The organism is Mycobacterium helveticum, from assembly GCF_007714205.1.
Lineage (GTDB): Bacteria > Actinomycetota > Actinomycetes > Mycobacteriales > Mycobacteriaceae > Mycobacterium > Mycobacterium helveticum.
Genome location: NZ_VMQU01000001.1, coordinates 89,768 through 104,953, shown reverse-complemented (window position 1 = coordinate 104,953; position 15,186 = coordinate 89,768). Strand labels below are relative to the sequence as shown.

At 66.9% G+C, this 15,186-nt stretch carries 14 protein-coding genes and 2 pseudogenes; 10 read left to right on the top strand and 6 right to left on the bottom strand.

Translation table 11 applies throughout. The features are described from left to right. Positions 1–112: 112 nt before the first annotated feature. The 4 genes from FPZ47_RS00485 to FPZ47_RS00470 all read right to left on the bottom strand — a co-directional run bounded on the left by FPZ47_RS00485 (position 113) and on the right by FPZ47_RS00470 (position 3,689). Entirely contained in the window at positions 113–1,537 is a 1,425-nt protein-coding gene (locus FPZ47_RS00485) for an NAD(P)(+) transhydrogenase (Re/Si-specific) subunit beta (RefSeq protein ID WP_144946997.1), read from the bottom strand. Continuing rightward, complete coding sequence (locus FPZ47_RS00480; RefSeq protein ID WP_144946994.1) at positions 1,534–1,860, bottom strand: NAD(P) transhydrogenase subunit alpha part 2; 327 nt, start codon at positions 1,858–1,860, stop codon at positions 1,534–1,536. Before FPZ47_RS00480 ends, FPZ47_RS00485 begins: the two co-directional genes overlap by 4 nt. Continuing rightward, on the bottom strand, positions 1,860–2,963 hold the full coding sequence (locus tag FPZ47_RS00475; RefSeq protein ID WP_144946991.1) for a Re/Si-specific NAD(P)(+) transhydrogenase subunit alpha: 1,104 nt from the start codon (positions 2,961–2,963) through the stop codon (positions 1,860–1,862). The genes FPZ47_RS00480 and FPZ47_RS00475 overlap by 1 nt, the downstream gene beginning before the upstream one ends. Before the next feature lie 264 nt (positions 2,964–3,227). After that, entirely contained in the window at positions 3,228–3,689 is a 462-nt protein-coding gene (locus FPZ47_RS00470) for a nuclear transport factor 2 family protein (RefSeq protein ID WP_144946988.1), read from the bottom strand. A gap of 59 nt (positions 3,690–3,748) precedes the next feature. Here FPZ47_RS00470 and FPZ47_RS00465 point away from each other — a divergent pair, with 59 nt between their 5' ends. The 4 genes from FPZ47_RS00465 (at position 3,749) to FPZ47_RS00450 (ending at position 9,499) form a co-directional block, all read left to right on the top strand. Then, positions 3,749–4,969 carry an acyl-CoA dehydrogenase family protein gene (locus FPZ47_RS00465; RefSeq protein ID WP_144947020.1) on the top strand — a complete coding sequence of 407 codons (1,221 nt, stop codon included), beginning with the start codon at positions 3,749–3,751 and terminating at the stop codon, positions 4,967–4,969. Continuing rightward, positions 4,962–5,795, top strand: a complete 834-nt coding sequence (locus FPZ47_RS00460; protein ID WP_144946985.1) for a tyrosine-protein phosphatase — start codon at positions 4,962–4,964, stop codon at positions 5,793–5,795. The genes FPZ47_RS00465 and FPZ47_RS00460 overlap by 8 nt, the downstream gene beginning before the upstream one ends. Positions 5,796–5,956: 161 nt before the next feature. After that, a complete protein-coding gene (locus FPZ47_RS00455; protein WP_144946982.1) occupies positions 5,957–7,726 on the top strand; it encodes a PE family protein in 1,770 nt (589 codons plus the stop codon). Positions 7,727–7,801: 75 nt separating this feature from the next. Beyond that, positions 7,802–9,499, top strand: coding sequence for a PE family protein (locus FPZ47_RS00450; protein WP_144946979.1), 1,698 nt, complete (start codon positions 7,802–7,804; stop codon positions 9,497–9,499). Between the two features lie 58 nt (positions 9,500–9,557). Here the strand turns inward: FPZ47_RS00450 and FPZ47_RS29145 are convergent. Then, positions 9,558–9,738: pseudogene (locus FPZ47_RS29145) on the bottom strand (hypothetical protein); the annotation flags it as partial. A 448-nt stretch (positions 9,739–10,186) separates the two neighbouring features. On the opposite strand from FPZ47_RS29145, the gene FPZ47_RS00440 reads away from it, so the two are divergent. Further along, positions 10,187–10,903 carry an SDR family oxidoreductase gene (locus FPZ47_RS00440; RefSeq protein WP_144946976.1) on the top strand — a complete coding sequence of 239 codons (717 nt, stop codon included), beginning with the start codon at positions 10,187–10,189 and terminating at the stop codon, positions 10,901–10,903. A 57-nt stretch (positions 10,904–10,960) separates the two neighbouring features. On the opposite strand, the gene FPZ47_RS00435 is transcribed toward FPZ47_RS00440, so the two are convergent. Beyond that, entirely contained in the window at positions 10,961–11,563 is a 603-nt protein-coding gene (locus FPZ47_RS00435; RefSeq protein WP_144946973.1) for a CGNR zinc finger domain-containing protein, read from the bottom strand. A gap of 136 nt (positions 11,564–11,699) precedes the next feature. On the opposite strand from FPZ47_RS00435, the gene FPZ47_RS00430 reads away from it, so the two are divergent. The 5 genes and pseudogenes from FPZ47_RS00430 to FPZ47_RS29140 form a co-directional block, all read left to right on the top strand. Beyond that, positions 11,700–12,563 (top strand): alpha/beta fold hydrolase, encoded by an 864-nt coding sequence (locus FPZ47_RS00430; RefSeq protein WP_144946970.1) that lies wholly within the window; start codon positions 11,700–11,702, stop codon positions 12,561–12,563. Continuing rightward, positions 12,560–13,246 (top strand): alpha/beta hydrolase, encoded by a 687-nt coding sequence (locus FPZ47_RS00425; protein ID WP_144946967.1) that lies wholly within the window; start codon positions 12,560–12,562, stop codon positions 13,244–13,246. Before FPZ47_RS00430 ends, FPZ47_RS00425 begins: the two co-directional genes overlap by 4 nt. Positions 13,247–13,355: 109 nt before the next feature. Continuing rightward, complete coding sequence (locus tag FPZ47_RS00420) at positions 13,356–13,739, top strand: nuclear transport factor 2 family protein (protein WP_144946964.1); 384 nt, start codon at positions 13,356–13,358, stop codon at positions 13,737–13,739. 225 nt (positions 13,740–13,964) lie between these two features. Further along, entirely contained in the window at positions 13,965–14,654 is a 690-nt protein-coding gene (locus FPZ47_RS00415; RefSeq protein WP_210419794.1) for a DoxX family protein, read from the top strand. Between the two features lie 208 nt (positions 14,655–14,862). Further along, positions 14,863–15,177: pseudogene (locus FPZ47_RS29140) on the top strand (MFS transporter); the annotation flags it as partial. Positions 15,178–15,186: the final 9 nt, after the last annotated feature.

Genomic DNA, 15,186 nt, shown 5'->3' with positions numbered 1-15,186 from the left:
CGCCCGGCAGATTCCAGGGTGACTCGAGCCAAATTTTCCTGCACCACGGCGGGGCGCCGCCCCTGGGGAACTAGCCCGGGTCTAGCCCTACCCGGACCGTCCAGCAGCGCTTTTACAGCGCCTTGAGCTCCTCGGCGACCGCGGTCACCGACTTCTTCGCGTCGCCGAACAGCATGGTCGTTCCCTCGCCGTAGAACAGCGGGTTGTCGATGCCCGCGAAGCCGGAGTTCATCGACCGCTTCAGCACGATCACCGACCTGGCCTTGTCCACGTTGAGGATGGGCATGCCGTAGATCGGGCTGGACTTCTCGTTGCGGGCCGCCGGGTTGGTCACGTCGTTGGCGCCGATGACGATCGCGACGTCGGTCCGGGCGAACTCGTCGTTGATGTCGTCCATGTCCTTCATCGCGTCGTAGTCGACCTCGGCCTCGGCCAGCAGCACGTTCATGTGCCCGGGCATGCGGCCGGCCACCGGGTGGATGGCGTACTTGACCGTCACCCCCTTGGCTTCCAGCAGCGACGCCATGTCCTTGACCGCGTGCTGGGCCTGCGCCACGGCCAGGCCGTAACCCGGGACCACGATCACCTGGTTGGCGTAGGCCATCTGGATCGCCGCGTCGGCGGCCGAGGTGGCCCTGACTTGCTTGTCGCCACCGCCGTCGCCGCTGGGGGCCACGCCGCCGCCGCCGAACCCGCCCGCCACGATCGCGGGAATGGAGCGGTTCATCGCCTTGGCCATCAGGTTGGTCAGGATCGAACCGGACGCGCCGACGATCATGCCGGCCACGATCATCGCGGTGTTGTTCAGCGCCAGCCCCGCCGCGGCGGCCGACAGGCCGGTCATCGCGTTCAGCAGGGAGATGACCACCGGCATGTCGGCGCCGCCGATGGGCAGCACCACCATCAGGCCCAGCACACCCGCGGCGGCCAGCAGCCCGATCATCCACCACAGCGGCACGCCGCCGCTGCCGGGATGGGCGTGCAGGCCGATGACCACCGCGGCGGCCACGGCCGCCGCCAGCAGCAGCAGGTTCATCGGCTGCTGGGCCCTGCCCAGGCCGATCGGCTTGCCGGAGATGATCTCCTGCAGCTTGCCGAACGCGATGACCGAGCCCCAGAACGAGATCGAGCCGATGATCGCCGCGAACAGCGAGGCGACCACGATGTGCGCGGTCGGGGACTCGCCGTGCTGGAAGGCCGAGAAACCGCTCGTCTCCATGAACTCCGACAGCGCGATCAGCGCGACCGTGCCGCCACCGACGCCGTTGAAGAACGCCACCAGCTGCGGCATGGCGGTCATCTTGGTCAGCCGCGCCGGCGGCACACCGAGCACCACACCGACGACCAGGCCGGCGATGATCAGCGGCCACTGGGTGGTGTTGCGGATCATGACCAGCGTCGCCGCCACCGCGAGGGTCATGCCGACCGCCGCGATCAGGTTGCCGCGCACCGCGGTCTTGGGGCCGGTCAGGCCCATCAAGCCGTAGATGAACAGCGAGAACGAGACGAGGTAAAGGACGGAGATCAGGTAGTTCATCTGCCCGCAGGCTCCTCAATTTTCGCGGGCTTGGCTTTCTTGCCCTTGAACATGCCCAGCATCCGGTCGGTGACGATGAAGCCGCCGATGACGTTCAGCGTCCCGAACACCACCGCCACGAAGAGGATGATCTGCAGGGCGATCGACGGGTGCTCGACGTTGCCGAACACCACCAGCGCGCCCAGCACCACGATCCCGTGGATGGCGTTGGTCCCCGACATCAGCGGGGTGTGCAGGGTGTTGGGGACCTTGGAGATCACCGCGAACCCGACGAACCCGGACAACACCAGGATCGCCAGGTTCTGCAACAGCTCGTCGTACATCAGGAGTCCTCTCCGGTGCAGGTCACGCAGGCCGCCGCGACGATCTCGTCGCCGAAGTCGGGGGCCAGCTTGCCGTCTTTGACGAGCAGGTCCAGCAGCGCGGTGATGTTCTTGCTGTACAGCTCGCTGGCGTGCTCGGGCATGGTGGCCGGCAGGTTCAGCGGCGCGGCGATGGTGACGTCGTGGCGGACGACGGTCTGCCCCGGCTCGGTCAGCTCGCAGTTGCCGCCGGTCTCCCCGGCCAGGTCCACCACGACGCTGCCGGGTTTCATGCCCTGCACGGCCGCGGCGGTCACCAGCCGCGGCGCGGGCCGGCCCGGGACCAGGGCGGTCGTGATGACCACGTCGAAGCCGGTGATGGCCTTTTCGAGGGCCTTCTGCTGCTGGGCGCGTTCCTCCTCGGTGAGCTCGCGGGCGTACCCGCCCTCCCCGGCGGCGTCGATGCCGAGGTCGAGCCACTGGGCGCCCACCGAGCGCACCTGGTCGGCGACCTCGGGCCGCACGTCGTAGCCGGTGGTGCGCGCACCCAGCCGCTTGGCGGTGGCCAGGGCCTGCAGCCCGGCCACCCCGACGCCGAGCACCAGCACGGTGGCCGGCTTCACGGTGCCCGCCGCCGTGGTCAGCATCGGGAAGAACCGCGTCGACTCCCAGGCCGCCACCAGCACCGCCTTGTAGCCGGACACGTTGGCCTGCGAGGACAGCGCGTCCATCGCCTGGGCACGCGAGATGCGCGGGATGGCCTCCAGCGCGTAGGCGGCCACCCCGGCGCTCTTCAGCGCGCCGATCGCGTTGTCGGCGTTGCGGGGCGCCAGGAAGCCGATCAGCGTCTGGCCGCTGCGCAGCCTGCCCACCTCGGCGGCGGTCGGCGGGGCCACCTTGACCACGACGTCGGCGCCCCACGCGTCGCCGATGCTCGCCCCGGCCTCGGTGTAGAGGGCATCGGGAAGCAGTGCCTTCTCGCCGGCGCCGGATTCGACGACGACGTTGACACCGCTTTTCACCAGCGGCGCGACCGCCTTGGGGACCAGTGCGACCCTGCGCTCGCCGGCCCCGGACTCGGCGACCACACCGACCGTGACCGGCGCTGCCTGCGAATCTGTCATGACGCGTACATCTACTTTCCCGTGCTTTCTGCCGATGGACGGTTCCACCGATGGCTATGACGCCGGCTCGGCCGCGCGTTTGGCTACCATAACGCGCGCCGCATGCACCACCGACCCGTGATCACCCGGGGAGGCATCCCCGGCAACCGATCGGCTGTCCGGGTCGATACTTCCCCGCCCGGCGGCGATTCAGTAGCTGTCGCGGGGTTGTGGGGCCACAAGACGGCGTTGTGTTGCGACAACGGGTGTCGGCCGGCGGCACCGTCACCACATCGGGATGTCCCGGCCGTGTTCGGCGGCCGGGCGCGGCCCGAAGTAGCGCCGCTCGGATTCGGCGATCGGCACGTCGTTGATGCTGGTCTCGCGGCGCGCCATCAGCCCGGACGGCGCGAACTCCCACAGTTCGTTGCCGTAGCTGCGGTACCACTGGCCGTCGCGGTCGCGGCATTCGTACTGGTAACGGACCGCGATGCGGTTGTCGTGGAAGTCCCACAGGCTCTTGCGCAGCGAGTAGTCGAGCTCGCGCTGCCACTTGCGCGTCAGGAATGCCACGATCTCGTCGCGGCCGACGACGTAGTCGCCGCGGTTGCGCCACCGCGAGTCCGGTGTGTAGGCGCGGCTGACGCGCTCGGGGTCGCAGGTGTTCCAGGCGTCCTCGGCGGCCTGCACCTTCTGCATCGCCGTCTCGGGGGTGAACGGGGGAAACGGGGGGAGAGCGTCGGTCACAGCTGTCATTTTCCACCGCGAGATTGAGGTGCCCTATCGTGACAGGCATGGACTTCGCGATGTCGGCCAAAGCAAGCGACTACCACCAGCGGCTGTCCGACTTCATGACCGAGCACGTCTTCGAAGCCGAGGCCGCCTACGACGCATACCGTCTCCAGGCCGGTCCCGACGACCACACCGTCCCGCCGGTGGTCGAGGAGCTGAAGACCAGGGCCAGGGAGCGCGGCCTGTGGAACCTGTTCCTGCCGGCCGAGTCCGGCCTGACCAACCTGGAGTACGCCCCGCTGGCCGAGATCACCGGCTGGAGCCTGGAACTCGCACCCGAGGCGCTCAACTGCGCGGCACCCGACACCGGCAACATGGAGACCCTGCACCTGTTCGCCACCGAGGAGCAGCGCAAGCAGTGGCTGGAGCCGTTGCTGGCCGGCAAGATCCGCAGCGCCTTCTCGATGACCGAGCCGGCGGTGGCCAGCAGCGACGCCCGCAACATCCAGACCTCGATCGTGCGCGACGGCGGCGACTACGTCATCAACGGCCGCAAGTGGTGGACCTCGGGGGCGTCGGACCCGCGCTGCAAGGTCCTGATCGTCATGGGCCGCACCAACCCCGACGCGGCCAGCCACCAGCAGCAGTCGATGGTGCTGGTGCCGATCGACACGCCGGGGGTGACGGTGGTCCGCTCGACGACGGTGTTCGGCTACCAGGACCAGCCCGGGCACTGCGAGGTCGTCTACGACAACGTCCGCGTGCCGGTCACCAACCTGCTCGGCGAGGAGGGCGGCGGCTTCGCGATCGCCCAGGCCCGGCTGGGTCCGGGCCGCATCCACCACTGCATGCGGGCGCTCGGCGGCGCCGAGCGGGCGCTGGCCCTCATGGTCGACCGGGTACAGAACCGGGTGGCGTTCGGCCGCCCGCTGGCCGAGCAGGGCGTGGTGCGCGAGGCAATCGCCAAGTCCCGCAACGAGATCGACCAGGCCCGGCTGTTGTGCCACAAGGCGGCGTGGACCATCGACCAGCACGGCAACAAGGCCGCGCACACGCTGGTCTCCCAGATCAAGGCGGTGGCGCCGCAGGTGGCCTGCAACGTCATCGACCGCGCGATCCAGGTGCACGGGGCCGCCGGGGTCAGCGAGGACACGGTGCTGGCCCGGTCGTACGGCTGGCACCGCGCCATGCGCCTCTTCGACGGGCCCGACGAGGTGCACATGCGGACCATCGCGCGCGCCGAACTCGGCGCAGCCAAGTCCCCGCTGGCCGCGGCGGTCACGTCGCGTGGCTGAAGCGCCCCGGGAACTGTCGGGGGCGTGGAACTTTCGCGACGTCTCCGACGCCGTGCCGGCGCTAAGTCCCGGGCGGGTGTTCCGGTCCGGCGAGCTGAGCCGCCTCGACGAGCAGGGCCGCGCCACGCTGAGCCGGCTGGGGATCACCGACGTCGCCGACCTGCGTTCGGCGCGCGAGGTCGCCCGCCGCGGCCCGGGCCGGGTGCCCGACGGCGTCGACATCCACCTGCTGCCGGTCCCGGACGTTGGAGATAAGGGGGCCGACGACCCCGCCAACGGCGACGCCGGGCAGGCGCCGCACGAGCACGCCTTCCAGCAACTGCTGCAGCGCGAGGAGGGCCTGTCGGTCGACGAGGCCGCGGCCCGCTACATGATCGACGAGTACCGGCAGTTCCCCACGCGCAACGGGGCGCAGCGCGCGGTGCGCCGCGTCGTGACGCTGCTGGCCGCCGGCCGTACGGTGCTCACGCACTGCTTCGCGGGCAAGGACCGCACCGGCTTCGTGGTGGCGACGGTGCTGGAGGCGGCCGGCGTCGACCGCGACGTCGTCGTCGCGGACTTCCTGCGCAGCAACGACGCCGTGCCGCAGCTTCGGGCCGAGATCTCCGAGATGATCCGGCAGCGCGCCGAGGCGGAGGTGACCCCGGAGGTGGAGACCTTCGCCGAGGCCCGGCTGTCCGACGGGGTGCTGGGCGTGCGGGAGGAGTACCTGGCCGCCGCGTGGCAGACCATCGACGGCGAGTTCGGGTCGCTGCAGGCGTACCTGCGCGACGCGGGCCTCACCGCGGCCGACGTCGACCGGCTGCGCGCCGCGCTGTTCACCTGACCCACCAGAACATCGGGGCCGCAACGGTTCTCGCCGCCGGCCGCGCGGCCGGAAAAATCTCTGTGCAAAAGTCGCACGAAGAGACGCTCGCGGCTCTAGGATGACCCTGCCTGCTGATGCGCTGGCCAACTCAAGAATCCTGGTCGTGAAGGGAACGCCCGATGACGAGCATGCTTGTGCAGCCCCAGTTGATGGCGACGGCCGCGTCCGACGCGGCGGGAATCGGTTCGGCGATCGAGCAGGCCCGCTCCGCGGCCGCGGCCCCGACGACCGGGCTGGTCGCGGCGGCCGAGGACGAGGTGTCCGCGGCCACCGCAGCGCTTTTCGGCTCCTTCGGCCAGGAGTACCAGGCGATGCTGGCGCAGGCGACCGCGTACCACGACCAGTTCGTGGCGGCGCTGAGCGGCGCGAGCACCACCTACGCGCAGGCCGAGGCCAGCGTCGCCGGCATGCTGGGCCTCGGCTCCGCGGCGTCCACCACCTCGTCGTTCGGCACGCCGTACACTCCGACGCCCACCAACGTCATCGCCCAGTTGATCATGACCGGCAGCGGCACGGCGACCCCGTCGCTGACCTACATGAACAACGTGACTAGCCGTTACCTGACCGAATTCACCAGCGGCGTCAACCAGGCCGTGTCCACGCCTGAGGGGTTGTATCCGTTCACCGGGGTCAAGGACCTAACGCTGAACATCTCACTGGCCCGCGGCATCACCCAGTTGGATAACGCCATCAAAGCGGCACTCCCCGTTTCTCACACCAACAGCGCCTTGTCGATTCTGGGGTACTCGCAGAGTTCGACCCTCGCGTCGATGGCGATGCCGATCCTGCACGACATGGGCTACACGTCCAGCCAGCTCAACTTCACCCTGCTGGGGGACCCGAGCGCCCCCAACGGCGGACTGCTCGCCCGCTTCCCCGACCTGAGCCTGCCGAGCCTGGGGATCACGTTCGGCAACTCGACGCCCAGCGACCTGTTCAACACCACCATCTACTCGCTGGAATACGACGGGTTCGCCGACTTCCCGCAGTACCCGATCGACTTCCTCGCCGACCTCAACGCGCTGGCCGGCATCGTCTTCATCCACGGCACCTACCCGACCCTGTCGACCTCGCAGATCGCCTCGGGCTTCCTGCTGCCGGGCTCCGCGCAGCTGAACACCCCCGGCGGCAGCAGCCTGACCAACTACGTCATGATCCCCACCCAGAACCTGCCGCTGCTGGACCCGCTGCGCGCGATCCCCGTGATCGGCAACCCGCTGGCCGACCTGGTCCAGCCCGACCTGCGCTACCTGATCAACTGGGGCTACGGCAACCCCGAGTACGGCTACTCGACGGGCCTGGCCAACGTGCAGACCCCGTTCGGGTTCCTGCCGCCGCTGAGCGCGACCACCTCCCTGGGGCCGCTGCTGGTCAGCGGCGCCCAGCAGGGCATGGCCGCGTTCGGGGCCGACATCTCGGCCATGCTGCCCACGTCGCTGCCCGCGATGGCGCTGCCCAACCTGTCGGTGCCGGACATCGCGGGCACGCTGGCCGGGGGCGGGTCGTCGGGGACGACCGCGCTGGCGCTGCCCAGCGTGTCCTCCATCCCGGCCACGCTCACCAACCTCATCGGCGGCATCGAGAACGCCAACAACGCCATCGTCGGGGGCTTCACCACCGACTTCTCCACCGCCTACGCCACCCTGCTCCCGACGGCCGACATCGCCACGGCCGTGGTGGTGTCGCTGCCGTCCTACGACCTCAACCTGTTCCTCAACGGGATCACGCAAGCCATCAACGGCAACCCGATGGGCCTGGTCAACGCGATCGGCGACCCGATCGCCGCCGACACCGGACTGGTCACGCTGGCCGGCGGCTTCGAGCTCATCAACTTCGAGAATGCCCTGCAGACGATTCTGCTGGGCGTACCGAACCCGGGCCCCTACTGACCGGCCCGCACCGAAAAGCTTTGAGCGGCAAACAAAACCGCCTCGACACCGTCCGACCGCAGATAGGGTGACCCGATGCCGTTTGTCTTCGCCCAGCCGCAGGCGATCGCGACGGCGGTCGCCGACGTCTCCGGAATCGGGTCGGCGATCGGGGCAGCCAACGCCGGCGCGGCGGGCGCGACGACCGGCCTGCAGGCCGCGGCCGCCGACGAGGTGTCGGCGGCCACCGCGAACCTGTTCAACGCGTACGCCCAGGAATACCAGGCGCTGCTGCGGCAGGCGCAGAGTTTCCACGACGCGTTCGCCCGGGCGCTGACCGGCGCCGCAACCGCCTACGCGGCAACCGAATCCGCGGCGGCCACTGCCCTCGGCGCGTCCGGCACGGCGGGCACCACGGCGCTGGCCACCAGCACCACACCGGTGCAGACCGCGCTGATCCTGGGCGCCAGCGGCGTGCCGATCCCCGACGCCAAGTACATCGCCACCGCGTACGGCAACTACGTCTCCCGCAACTTCACCACGAGCAACATCCAGGGCCTGTTCACCCCCGAGGGCCTGTACCCGATCACCGGGATCAAGGACCTGACCCTGAACATCTCGGTGGACCGGGGCCTGACGATCCTCAACAACGCGCTCACCGGGCCCAATGCGCCGACCCAGCCCGTCACCGTCTTCGGCTACTCGCAGGGCGCCATCCTGGCCGCGCTGGAGCTGCCGAATCTCGTTGCCGCCCACGTGCCGACGTCGGACGTGAGCTTCGTGCTCGTCGGCAACGAGATGACCCCCAACGGCGGCATGCTCGCCCGCTTCCCCGGCCTCGACCTGCCCAGTCTCGGCATCCCCTTCTATGGCGGGATGGCCTCGAACACCGGGTACTCGATCTACAACTACACGCTGGAATACGACGGCTTCGCCGACTTCCCGCAGTACCCGATCGACATCCTGGCCGACCTCAACGCCTTCGCGGGCATCGCGTTCGTGCACGGCACGTACCTGACGATCCCGGCGACCCAGATCTCGCAGGCCATCACTCTCCCGGTGTCGCCGGGCTACGACGGCGGCTCCACCTACTACATGATCCCCACCCACAACCTGCCGCTGCTGGACCCGCTGCGCTTGATCCCGGGCATCGGCAACCCGCTGGCCGACCTGCTGCAGCCGGATTTGAGGTATCTGGTCAACTGGGGCTACGGCGACCCCAACTACGGCTACTCGACCGGCTACGCCAACGTCACCACGCCGTTCGGGGTGTTACCGCCGCTCAACGCCACCCTGGCCCTGGGCCCCGACCTGCTCAGCGGCGCCTACCAGGGAATCCTGGCCGCCGGAAGCGATTTGAGCGCGCAGGGGCTGCCGTCGCTGAGCCTGTCGGCGCCGGCGCTGGCGAGCCTGGGCGGCGCACCGCCGGCCGTGCCGACGGGCATCTCGCTGACGTCGGCGCTCGACGGCGCGATCTCGGGCCTCGAAAACGCCAACACCGGATTCGCCAACGCCCTCGCCTCCGACGTCTCGACCGCCTACGCGACGCTGCTGCCGACCGCCGACATCGCGACGGCCCTGGTCGTCACGCTGCCGTCCTACGACGCCAACCTGTTCCTCAACGGGATCACGCAGGCGATCAACGGCCAGCCGCTCCAGGGCCTCGCCAACGCGATCGGCCAGCCCATCGCCGCCGATGTGGGCCTGGGCACGCTCGCCGGCGGTGTCGAATTCCTCACCGTCGCCAGCGCGCTCGACACCATCCTGACCGGGACGCCGCACCCCTCGCCGTAGCCGGCTACGGTTCCCTTGTCCGGCAAATCTTTTCGGTTGCGATGCGCCGTCGACAGGTCTAGTTGTCCGGTGGTGGTGGCTGGGGCTGGAAGGGGTCGCACCACCATCGTTGGGCGTGGACGGGGGGGATGGGCCAGTGAGCCCGGGCGCAGTGGCCGCCCGGTGCTGTCGGTGCGGGCGTCGGCGGGTCCGGTGATGGTGATCAGGCCTTGGTGGTGTAGCCGGTGATGGTAGGGGCAGCCGGGGCCGGAGACAACCAGCTGTGGCGCTGACCGAGGAGCCAAGGTGAGCCGCCCGGGCACGGTGTCGAGCATCCGCCCAAGTTTGAGTTGGCGCGCCTCACCTGCCCCGCTGATCGACCGAATTATTTTCCCAGCCCTCGGTCAGGTGTTGACAGTCGACAGGCCAGTGCATAACTATTAAAGCGTGTTTTCACCGGTTACAGTGGTGTACAGGGAGTGCGGGTGCGCTGGGTGCCATCAACCACAGCAGGATCGATGTCGACGGGGACGCCGGGCCCGCCCACACGCCGACGATCCTGCTCCTTCACGGGTTCCCATGATCGTCGAGCACGGGCCACTTGGCGTTGGCCACGGCTACCGGCGAGATCGCCAGCTCGTCGATGACTTCCTCAACAACACAACACACCGCAAGCGACACGGCGCAGCAGAACCGAGGATCTAGGCAATGGGCGAAGCGTTGCAAGGTAAGACCGTTGTTGTGGTCGGACAAGGGAATGGAATTGCGCGTGCTGTCACGATTTTAGCCCGATCCCAGGGCGCTCGAGTCGTTGTCGCCGGCCGCGATAAGGCCCGATTGGCAGCCGCCTACCACGACACGGGCATTGATGCCGAGGTGGTTGACGTTACCGCCGATTCGTCGATTGCGGCACTTGCGCAACGATTGGGTCCTGTTGACCATGTCGTGTCGGCGGTCTCGGCCCGCGCACGGGGAAGACTCGATGAATTGGAGCGCGCGAGTCTGCTGAAATCCTTTGACACGAAGGTGATTGGTCCGCTGATGCTGACGAAATATTTCGCAGCACAGATCAATCGGGGCGGGTCGTTCGTCCTTTTTTGGGGGTTTCCCGCGTTCAAAATCAACGTCGGTTTTCTCGGGGTGTCCATCACCGACGGTGCGGTCGACTTTTTGACGCGCTCGCTGGCGGTCGAGGTTGCACCGATCCGGGTCAACGCGATCTCTCCGGGTGTCATTGACTCCGGCGCGTGGGATTCGCTGGACGAGCAGGGCAAGCGCGACCACTTCGAGAACGTCAGCCGCACCAACTTGGCGCACCGAATAGGGACAGCCGAGGATGTGGCCGACGCCGCGCTTTTCGCGATGACCAACACATTTGTGACCGGTGTGACGCTCAAAGTCGATGGCGGCCAGCATCTCACCTAATCCACAGGTGACGATCGGCCCGCCGACGTCGATGATTCAGGTTTCCTGGTTCGTCTCTCAGCCGGCGGATGTTCGGTGGCGTCGCACTTTGGCGCGGTTGCCGCAGAGTGCCATAGAACACCAGCGTCGGCGGTGGGCTTTGGTGCGGTCGTAGAAAATCACGGTGCAGCCAGGGCATTGCCGAATCAGGGTCGGGTCGCCTTCGGCGAGCAGGTGCGCCCAGGCTTGTGCGGACACGGTCAAAAGCTGTGTGGGCCGTTCCCAGTACCGCCGCTCATGCAGCGCGAGCGTGTCATTGTCGGGGTTGAGCTGGGTGTAGCGCCGATCCTGCGCCAGCAGCGCATTCAGCTCGTCAATCACATCAACTGGGAACGGCACCGGCTTTTCGCCGGTCCAAGCCAACAGAAGCGGCCGTAACGTCTCGCGAAGAGTGCGCGCATCCGCGGCGGCAGCGTCGAGTTGATCGGCACTGAACAGATCTTGGAGCACTGCGAGGTCTTCTTGGTCGATCAGTCCTGTGCGCAAGAGCCATAGTAAATAACTGGCCCCGTCTGCGATCAATTCGATCGGCTCTGCACCCGGGTAAGGCGTGGCCCGGCTGTTCAGCAGTTCCAGGGCCGGGTCTCCTGCGAGGCCGACGATGACATCGAGCGGCTCCATCAGCCTCACCTCCCCCGCGGATCACCGCAGCACTGGTAACCGCTCAGCTACATGTTGACAGGTTAACAAGCGCATGCGTAACCTTTAACAGGTCTTTTCACCGGTTACACAGAGTTGACAGAGAGCGAGAGTTGCGATGGGTGTCATCAGGCATAAGAGGATCGATGTCGACGGTCTGGGGGTCTTTGTTCGCGAGTCCGGTGATCGATCACGACCGACCCTGGTGCTGTTACCCGGATATCCGTCGAGCACCCGAGCGTATGTGCGGCTCATCGAGCAGATGTCCACCCACTGGCATGTTGTGGCGATCGACTACCCCGGCTTCGGTTCTTCCGACCCGTTGCCCGGTGAGCCCACCTTCGACAACCTCGCAGCGGTCACCGGCGCCACCATCGACGCGCTCGGCATCAGCGAGTACGCCGTCTACATGTTCGACTTCGGTGCACCGGTCGGATTCCGTATCGCCCTCGACCACGACGAGCGGGTCCGCGCCATCATCACCCAAAGCGGCAACGCCTACACCGACGGTTTCGGACCAGGCGTCGCCGCGTTAGCACAGTGGTGGGCCGACAAAGATGCCGGCGAGGCCACCGTCGACTGGTTCGTCAGCCTGGCCGGCACTCAACATCAGTGGCAGGCCGGTGCCCGCGACCCCGAACACATCGACCCCGAACAGGCACTGGCCGACCAGCTCGTGCTGGATCGTCCCGGCCGCGCCGTCTACATGAAGGCCCTGCTGTGGGACTACCAACACAACCCGCCCCGCTACCCACAATGGCAGGCGTGGCTGCGCCGCCGCCAGCCAGCACTGCTGGCGATCTGGGGCGCCAATGACCCGTTCTTCATCCCAGCCGGCGCCCACGCCTACCGCAACGACGTGCCCGACGCCGAAGTAGTCCTGCTAGAAACCGGCCACTTCGCGCTGGAAGAAGAACTCGACGAAATCGCCACCCACATCAACAAACTCATGACCACCACCTTCGGAGCGAAATCCCGATGACAACCGACACAACCTTCGTCTTGGTCCACGCGGCGTGGGCAGACAGCTCCAGCTGGGCGCCAGTCATCCATCAGCTACAGCAGCGCGGCCACAACGTCATCGCAGCACCACTACCACTGACATCGTTCAGCGAGGACACCGCAGCGCTCAACCGAGTTCTCGAGCGCATCCAAGGGCCAACCGTTCTGGGCGGTCACGCTTACGCCGGCGCGGTTATCGGAGCGGCCAATACCGATTCGGTGACGGCTTTAGTCTACGTCGCCGCGATCGCACCCGACGAAGGTGAAACAGTAGCCAGCCTGTTTCACCGCGCCCCTGCCCATCGTCTCGCCCCCGCCCTGGAGCCAGATAGTCACGGCCTAATTTGGTTGCCGCACGGCGCTTTCGCAGCAGCATTCGCGCAAGACGCCACCTCAGAACAACACGCCATGCTCGCCGCAGTCCAGCGACCCCTCTCGCCACTGTGCATCACCGCACCCGCTCCACGGCCCGCCTGGAAAGACCGCCCGAGCTGGTTCCTCATCGCCGAAAACGACCGCATGATCGCCGCAGAAACCCAACACTTCGTCGCTACCCGGATGAACGCAACCATCCACGCGGTCGATGCCGACCACCTGCCCATGCTGACCCACCCCGACCGCGTCACCGAGATACTGCTCGCCGCCGCGAACCACTCCAAATGAACCGCGAAAAAAGACGACTCACGATCATGGGATGGTCATAAGCACCTTCTGAACAGAACCGACCACCCGAAACCAAGTGCGCACCAACCCAACTCGCAGGAGACTCCACATGCCCACCCCAACCGAGACCGTCCAGGACTTCTACGCCGCGCTCAGTGCCGGCGACATCGACCGAGCGATGAACCTGATGACCGACGACATCGAATGGATCACCATGCTCGACTTCGCCATCAAGGATCGCGGACCCCAACACGTCGCCGAGGGAATGCTCATCCCGCTAGTCGCCGAATGGGCCAGCTTCACCCTGTCCCCCACCGAATTCATCGCCGACGGAGCCACCGTGGTCTCCCTGGGCCGCTTCACCTGCACCCACAAAACAACCGCAAAACACGCCGACGCCGGCTACGCCCACATCTGGAACGTCAACGACGGCAGGATCGCCCGATTCCGCCAATACATCGACACCCTCGCGATCGCCCAAGCACGAGAATGAGAACACGCACTTGCTCGTGTGCCGGTGCGGGGCCGGCCCCACTCGTCACCATCGCCTTGGGCGAATTTAATTCATAAGGAGCCCAGCATGTCTGAGGATTTCCTCCGTCACACAACTCTCGTCACGGGCAGCACACGTAGTATCGGACAGGCGGTCCGCGGCGAGTTGTTCGGCGATGCGCGCGCGCTGGTCAGCGGCCGCGACTAGACGTGTGGCGACTGTGCAGTGACAACGATTCGCAGCGCCGGCGAGCAGGCCGATTTCCTCGCCACCGACTTCAGCCAGATCAACAGCGTGCGAGCCCTCGCCTCGAACGCAATGGAACGCGCTGCGATGGTCAGAAGTACATTCGACCAAAACCGCCGACTGCCCCGACCTACCGACCGCAGGAGCTACCTCATGATCCGTCGATCGCCCGCCCGCTATCACTCGGCTTATGGCCGGCTTGCTGATTCACTCCATAAGTTCGACTGGCTGGCCAATTTATTCCTGCGGCTCAGCATTGGTTTCATGTTTTTCAGCGGGGCAGTGGGAAAGCTCGGGGACCTCGGCAAGTTCACCGCGATGTTCAATGGCCTTGGAATTCCGGGTGCGCCGGTGGCTGCCCCTGCCGTGGCAATCATCGAACTTGTTGGTGGCGTAGCACTGATGCTCGGGCTGGCGACGCGAGCGATGTCTCTTCTTTTGGCGCTGGACATGGTCGGCGCCTTATTGACGGATATCGGCCCCGGTCTGGCGGAAAAGTATGCGAGCGTGTGGAGCTTCCTGAGTAACTTGTTTTATTCGTCGGAGTGGCTGCTAGCCGGCATGTTGCTTTTTCTCGTGTGCGTCGGAGCCGGTTCCGCCAGTCTCGACGCCCGGATCGACCGGCGCCTGGCATCATCAGAACGCGCCACGGACTCGAACTCGTTATGAGACAACACATTGTGTCCCAGTGATCAAGTAAAGGCCTTTCGCAGCGCCGGTTTCAGTCATACTCAATCGCTCCGCCGGGCGACCAGAGGGTGATCGAGCTCCGGATCGTCGCCAAACCTGCGGCGACCCATGCGGGCAGCGATCGCACCTGCAATCGATCGAGGCGCATTTCTCGGCTGCCTCCACAGCATGGAGAGGACGGCGCAGTGTGCCACAGCCTGACGGAAGAACGGTGACAGTCGCAAAGTCGATCGCCCGGGCGCAGATTTGTGTCACCGCGGTGTTCGCGGCGCATGCCCTTGTATTTTCGTCGTGGGTGGCCCACATCCCGCACGTGAAAAGCGAATTGAGGAGACTCTCCGACGGTGCGCTCGGCAATGCGCTGTTGGGTGCGCCACTGGGTGCTCTGGTCGCGACGGCGCTGTGTATCCGGCTGCTGCCGCGGTGGGGAAGCCACATTCTGGTCCCGGTCAGCCTCGCCGGCTACGCCGCGTCGGGACCCCTTCTGGGCCTGGCCAGGTCTGAACTGGGA